Raw genomic sequence first — 6,017 nt, forward strand, 5'->3', positions numbered from 1 at the left:
TTAATGGCCCCTTCGCGAGCAGGCTCGCTCCCACATGTTTTTGCGTTGCACATAGAACCAGTGTGGGAGCGGGCTTGCTCGCGAAGGGGCCATAACAGGCACCCAAAAAAAATCAGGCAAAAAAAACCCGCATCTCTCAATGCGGGTTTTTTCATTCAACAGCCTGTCAGGCAGCCGGCTCCAGCTCGGCATTGGCCGAGACAGTAGCAGGCGGCACTGTCGGCGCTTGACCGCTCAACGCCACGTCCAGCAACTCACGGTTGGCGACCGCGTACATGGCGTAGTCCGTACCGCTGGCGGCACGGATCTCCACCAGCATGGCACGCCAGCGTTCGATCGTGCTTTCGTGCTGCGCCATCCACTGCGTCAGGCGTGTTTCCACATCCTGGCTGCCGTCGCCCTGTTGCAGGACCGAGATGGTGATCGCGCGTTGCTGCCAGTCGACGTCATCGCGGAACGCTTCACGGGCCAGGGCTTGCCAGTTGTTTTCAACCGGCAGTGCGCTGATCTGTTGCAGGTACCAGGTGATGTCCAGCGCACTGCCCACGGCGAAGTAGGCCTTGGCCACGTCCGCAGGGTCCTGGCCGGTCACGTCGGAGGCCTCGATGATCGGCAGCAGGGTGTACAGGTGCGTGGTGCCCGCCACCATGCGCGCCAGCAACTCCGGCACACCGGCTGCGACGTAGGCCTGGTAACGGGTCTGCCAGGTTTCGCGGATCTCGCCACTGAGCAGTTCGTCGAGCTTGAGGCCCAATGCCGCCAGATGCGGACCGAAATGCGCGACGTCACGGGCAGCATTCTGCTCGTTGCGACGGGCACGCAGGAACCAGCGCGTGGCGCGACGGCCCAGGCGCATCAGCTCGTCCATCAGCTCCAGTTGCACATCGGCGGAAACCTTGTAGTCCAGGTTTTCAATCTGACGGAACCAGTGCGGGAGATGGAAAATGTCGCGCACGATCACGTAGGCACCGGCCACGTTCGCCGGGCTCATGCCGGTCGACTCCTTGAGTCGCTGAACGAAAGTGATGCCCATGTGGTTGACCAGGTCGTTGGCGATCTGGGTGCTGACGATTTCGCGCTTCAGGCGGTGACGACGCATGGCTTCGGAGAACTTGCTCACCAGGCTCGGCGGGAAAGCGGTTTCCATGTCGCGGGTCAGGTAGTCGTCGTCCGGCACCAGGGAGCCCAGCAGCTGCTCCTTGAGGTCGATCTTGCTGTAGGAGATCAGTACCGACAGCTCGGGACGCGTCAGGCCATGGCCTTCAGCGACGCGCTCGTTGATCGCGTCTTCAGCCGGCAGGAACTCGATGGCACGATCCAGCTTGCCGCGGCCTTCCAGATCGTTCATCAGACGCTTGTATTCAGCGATGCGTGGCAGGGCACGACGAGCCGCCAGGGACAGGGCCTGGGTCTGCTTGTAGTTGTTGCCCAGCACCAGGCCACCGACTTCGTCGGTCATGCTTGCCAGCAACTCGTTGCGTTGCTTGGCGGTCATGTCGCCGGCCTGAACCACTTCGTTCAGCAGGATCTTGATGTTTACTTCGTGGTCGGAGCAGTCCACGCCACCGGCGTTGTCGATGAAGTCGGTGTTGGAACCGCCGCCATTGAGACCGAATTCGACACGACCCAGCTGGGTCATGCCGAGGTTACCGCCCTCGCCCACGACTTTGCAGCGCAGCTCGTTGCCGTTCACGCGCAGTGCATCGTTGGCCTTGTCGCCGACATCGGCGTGGCTTTCGCTGCTGGCTTTGACGTAGGTACCGATACCGCCGTTCCACAACAGATCCACCGGTGCCTTGAGCAAGGCGTTGAGCAGTTCGGTCGGGGTCAGCTTGTCGGCCTTGATGTCGAAGCGCTCTTGCATCTGCGGGGAAATCGCGATGCTCTTCGCGCTGCGGGAGAAAATACCGCCGCCTTCGGACATGATGTTGGTGTCGTAATCCGACCACGCCGAACGCGGCAGGTCGAACATGCGCTGACGCTCGGCGAAGCTGGTCGCCGGATCCGGATTCGGGTCGATGAAGATGTGCATGTGGTTGAATGCCGCGACCAGTTGCAGCTTGTCGGACATCAACAAGCCGTTACCGAACACGTCGCCGGCCATGTCGCCGACGCCCACCACAGTGATGCTGTCTTCCTGGACATTGATGCCACGCTCGCGGAAGTGGCGCTGTACGCCAACCCACGCGCCCTTGGCGGTGATGCCCATTTTCTTGTGGTCGTAACCGGCCGAACCACCGGACGCGAACGCGTCACCCAGCCAGAAGCCGTAGTCGATGGCGATGCCGTTGGCGATGTCGGAGAAGGTAGCAGTGCCCTTGTCCGCTGCCACGACCAGGTACGGGTCATCGTCGTCATGACGCACGACGTTGGCCGGTGGCACCAGAGCCCCATCCTTCAGGTTGTCGGTGATGTCCAGCAGGCCGGAAATGAAGATGCGGTAGCAGGCAATACCCTCGGCCGCGATCTCGTCTCGGCTGCCGCCCAACGGCAGGCGACGCGGCAGGAAACCGCCCTTCGCGCCCACCGGCACGATCACCGAGTTCTTCACTTGCTGGGCTTTTACCAGGCCCAGGACTTCGGTACGGAAGTCTTCTTCACGGTCGGACCAGCGCAGGCCACCGCGAGCGACGTTGCCGAAGCGCAGGTGCACGCCTTCGACGCGTGGCGAGTAAACGAAGATTTCGAACTTCGGCACAGGCTTGGGCAGTTCAGGAATCAGGTGCGGGTTGAACTTGAAGCTGAAGTACGACTTGTTATGGCCGTTGGCGTCGGTCTGGTAGAAGTTGGTCCGCAGGGTGGCCTTGATCAGGTCCAGGTAGCGACGCAGGATGCGGTCTTCGTTGAGCACCTGGACGTCGTCCAGTGCGCTCAGGATCGCGTGTTCCAGGCGCTGTTGCTTGTCGTCCAGATCATCGGCGGTGAGCTTGCGCGCCAGGTAGAAGCGGGTCTTGAACAACCGGGTCAACTCGCGGGCGATGTCGGTGTGGTTGTTCAGGGTGCTGGCGATGTAACCCAGGTCGAAGCCCAGGCGGATCTGCTTCAGGTAACGGGCGTAGGCACGCAGCAGTGCCACATCACGCCATGGCAGGCCGGCGGTCAGTACCAGGCGGTTGAACGCATCGTTTTCGGCATCGCCACGCACGATGTGGACGAACGCGTCCTGCAGGGTGTCGTTGAGCTGCTGGATGTCCAGCTCCAGGCCTTCGGCGGCGGTGAACGCGAAATCGTGAATCCAGAACTCGCGGCCGCTGTTGTGACGCAGGCGATACGGGAACTCGCCCAGCACGCGCAGGCCGAGGTTTTCCAGGATCGGCAGCACGTCGGAGAGTGCCAGCGGGGTGTCGGCGTGGTACAGCTTGCAATGCAACTGGCGCTGACCGGAGACCTGGCCCAGCGGCTGATAGAAGCTCATCACCAGCGGGTTTTTATCGCTCAGGTTCAGCAAGTGCTGCATGTCGACCACAGCCGAATGCGCTGCGAAACGCTCGCGGTAACCGGCCGGGAAGCCTTTCGGGAAGTCGGCCAGCACGTTGGTGCCCTGGGCTTCGCCGAAGCTTTCGACGGTCAAGGCTGCGTAGTCGTCCTGCCAGCTGCGGCAGGCCTGGATCACTTCGTTTTCCAGTTGCTGCGGGTCGATGTCGATGCGGTTTTTCGGATCGACGCGCAGGATCAGCTGCACGCGTGCCAGCACGGACTCGGAGAAGAAGGTCCAGAACTCGCAATCCGAGGCTTTCAGGCGATCCATCAGCACTTGCTGGATCTTCTGGCGCACTTCGGTGGAGTAGATGTCACGCGGCACGTAGGCCAGGCAGTAGCAGAAGCGGCCGTACGGGTCCTTGCGCAGGAACACACGGATCTTGTTGCGCTCCTGGATCTGGACGATCGACATCACGGTGCTGAACAGCTCATCCACCGGAGTCTGGAACAAATCGTCGCGCGGCAGTACTTCGAGTACCTGCGCCAGTTCCTTGCCCAGGTGAGCCTTGGCCTGGAAGCCGGAACGGTGTTCGATTTCCGCGACCTTGCGGCGGATATACGGGATCACCCGCACGCTCTCGCCATACACCGACGAGGTGTACAGTCCCATGAAACGGCATTCCTTGATGACCTTGCCGTTGGCATCGATTTCACGGATCGACACGTAGTCGGGATAAGCCGGACGGTGCACACGGCTTGGGTGTGCGGCCTTGGCGAACGACAGCAGGGTCGGTTCGCGCAGGTAGTTCACCGCGTAATCTTCGATGCGCAGGTCATCGTAGGTCAGGCCCGCACGCAGCAGTTTGGTCAGGCCAAGGAAGGAGTCCTTGTCGTAGACAATGTGGCCGCCATCGGCTTCGTCGCTGACCACAAACTCTTCGTAGCCCAGGAAGGTGAAGTGGTTGCCCACCAGCCATTCCAGGAAGCTCTTGATTTCGCTCTTTTCGTCGGCATCGACAGCGAACCGGCTGTTGTCCAGCTTGGTCAGGATTTCCTGGACCTTGGCTTTCATCGGTTCGAAATCGGTGACCGCGACGCGCACTTCACCGAGTACCTGCTCCAGCTCTTTGGTCAGGACGTTCAGTTCGGCGGTGTTGGCGCAGCGGTCGATTTCCAGGTACATCAACGATTCGTGCAGAACGTCGTCGCCCTGGGTGCCTTTGGGCAGGATTTCCAGCAACTCGCCCTTGCTGCCACGGCGTACGCTCAGCACGGTGGTTTGCAGGGTATGGATGCTGTAGCCACGGCGGTTCAGCTCGGTACGCACCGAATCCACCAGGAATGGCAGGTCGTGGTGCAGCACTTCGACCGCGGTGTGGGTCGACTGCCAGCCGTGACGTTCGTAATCGGGGTTGAAGACGCGCACTTGCGGTTGCGCGTGATCGAAGCGCTCAAGCAGGCGCCACGCAGAAAGGGTACAGCCAGCGAGGTCGGACAACCGACGTTGGGTCAGTTCGTCCAGGGAAATGATGCCGAAGAATTGTTCAGCGAACAGCGCCACTTGTGGCAGTGCCTGTTCACTGATGTGCTGCGCCAGTGCCGCTTGCAGTTGGTGCTGGAAGTCGGCTTTGCTGGCTGCGGTGAAGAACGCCATCTGTGGTACTCCGCTTGGGCTTGTTATTGATGGAAGCGTCGCGTGCAAAACCCCTATCGGGGCTACCCGTCACCCTGTTCCTGATTCTCGGGCAGAGGAAACAGGGCGACAGGTGGGTGAAGCTGGACGAGACACTCGGGTCACATTCACCTTCCCTGAATGGGCATCTGCAAAAACGACTGGGCTGCGGGCAGCGCAATGCCTTTACAGGTGCTCATCCGTTGCGCAGCTTAACGAGTGCGGCAAGGCCCGTGCTTGCGATGCTGCGACATATTCGGTCAACGGTATGCAGCTTGGTGGCGGTGCATCGCACAACACTAGCAGTCGCGCAGGAAAATGGCGGCTTTCTGTCGGTTTTTTGCGGCACATACGTACCAGAAATGACCAGCAACACATTGACCGTCCACATCACGCCCTTCGACACTCGGGCGAGCAGAAATTCGCCGGGGCTGGCAGAATCACCTTTTGTTCGCCCTCATTACGCTCGTCGAGCCAGGAACTACCCATGCAAATGACCACCGCCCTCTTGATCGTCAACCCGTGCGACGACGAAGAAGACAACATGGCCATGCTCTGCTGCCACAGCGACAAGGGCGAAATGTTCCTGATGAGCCGCTACCCGGACGAGGATGAACTGGAAATCACCCTGGACGGCGAACCCTCGACCCTGGACGGTGTGAAAGTCACGCTGAGCCCTACCCGCCTGTTGATCGAAATCGCTGCGGCGGATGCGGATGCGTTGAATGGGGATGATGTGCTGGAGATCACCCATAGCACTGATGCCAGCGATCTGGCCGAGGTGGAAGAGACTTTGCAGAATATTCTCAAGGGGACCGGGACCTACATCAGTCAGCTCTAGCATTCAGTAGCTGTACCGGCCTCTTCGCGAGCAGGCTCGCTCCCACAATTGATCGCGTCCTTTGCGAAAGAATCCGGCCACCTG

At 60.7% G+C, this 6,017-nt stretch carries 2 protein-coding genes; one reads left to right on the top strand and one right to left on the bottom strand.

All coding sequences use genetic code 11. From position 1 onward, the window contains the following. Positions 1-166: 166 nt before the first annotated feature. Positions 167-5,074, bottom strand: coding sequence for an NAD-glutamate dehydrogenase (locus tag ACW9HW_RS28305; protein WP_457402620.1), 4,908 nt, complete (start codon positions 5,072-5,074; stop codon positions 167-169). Between the two features lie 505 nt (positions 5,075-5,579). Here ACW9HW_RS28305 and ACW9HW_RS28310 point away from each other — a divergent pair. Further along, the gene (locus ACW9HW_RS28310) at positions 5,580-5,933 is read left to right on the top strand and encodes a hypothetical protein (RefSeq protein WP_457402622.1); all 354 of its coding nucleotides are present in this window, start codon (positions 5,580-5,582) and stop codon (positions 5,931-5,933) included. Positions 5,934-6,017 lie beyond the last annotated feature (84 nt).

The organism is Pseudomonas sp. SDO5532_S415 (assembly GCF_054071155.1).

Coding starts and splice junctions, on each gene's coding strand:
- ACW9HW_RS28305 (WP_457402620.1), bottom strand. CDS start 5,074: ATGGCGTTCTTCACCGCAGCCAGCAAAGCCGACTTCCAGCACCAACTG.
- ACW9HW_RS28310 (WP_457402622.1), top strand. CDS start 5,580: ATGCAAATGACCACCGCCCTCTTGATCGTCAACCCGTGCGACGACGAA.